Origin of the sequence: Phocaeicola barnesiae DSM 18169 = JCM 13652 (genome assembly GCF_000374585.1) — a bacterium.
In the GTDB taxonomy this organism is placed as follows: Bacteria; Bacteroidota; Bacteroidia; order Bacteroidales; family Bacteroidaceae; genus Phocaeicola; species Phocaeicola barnesiae.
The window spans coordinates 48,938-49,613 of sequence record NZ_KB894662.1 but is presented as its reverse complement, the minus strand read 5'-3'; the positions used below and the strand labels follow the sequence as shown (position 1 = coordinate 49,613).

At 35.8% G+C, this 676-nt stretch carries 1 CRISPR repeat array.

Annotated elements, in window-relative coordinates:
- Positions 1-12 precede the first annotated feature (12 nt).
- Positions 13-675: a CRISPR direct-repeat array (repeat unit 35 nt; unit sequence GTCTTAATCCTTGTTCTAATGGATAATCAAAATAC).
- Between the last annotated feature and the right edge of the window lies 1 nt (position 676).

Sequence of the window (676 nt, the reverse complement as noted above, 5' to 3'; positions counted from 1 at the left end):
CTCTGTACTGATGTCTTAATCCTTGTTCTAATGGATAATCAAAATACGTACTTCAAAGTACTGGGCGGGTATGACCTCAGCGTCTTAATCCTTGTTCTAATGGATAATCAAAATACTTTATCTCCAGCCGGAGAATCAAGTATTCCTAGAGTCTTAATCCTTGTTCTAATGGATAATCAAAATACTCCTTGGAAGGATGGATATTACGATGACGGCACATAGTCTTAATCCTTGTTCTAATGGATAATCAAAATACAAAAATGGCAAGGACGGTAAGATGTACAAATCTCGTCTTAATCCTTGTTCTAATGGATAATCAAAATACATGTTAGCAACTTAGATGACATCTACGGAATAGCCGTCTTAATCCTTGTTCTAATGGATAATCAAAATACAGCTCTTGCGCTTACGAAGAGCTTAATGAGTTGTCGTCTTAATCCTTGTTCTAATGGATAATCAAAATACTTTGCTGCGATAGCAGTGAATGCACAGAGAGTAGTTGTCTTAATCCTTGTTCTAATGGATAATCAAAATACTTTTCATCAGCGCGAGAAAAATCCGTAAATACACGTCTTAATCCTTGTTCTAATGGATAATCAAAATACAGATGAAGGGGGCTTCTGAAAATGAAGTTCGGGAGGTCTTAATCCTTGTTCTAATGGATAATCAAAATACA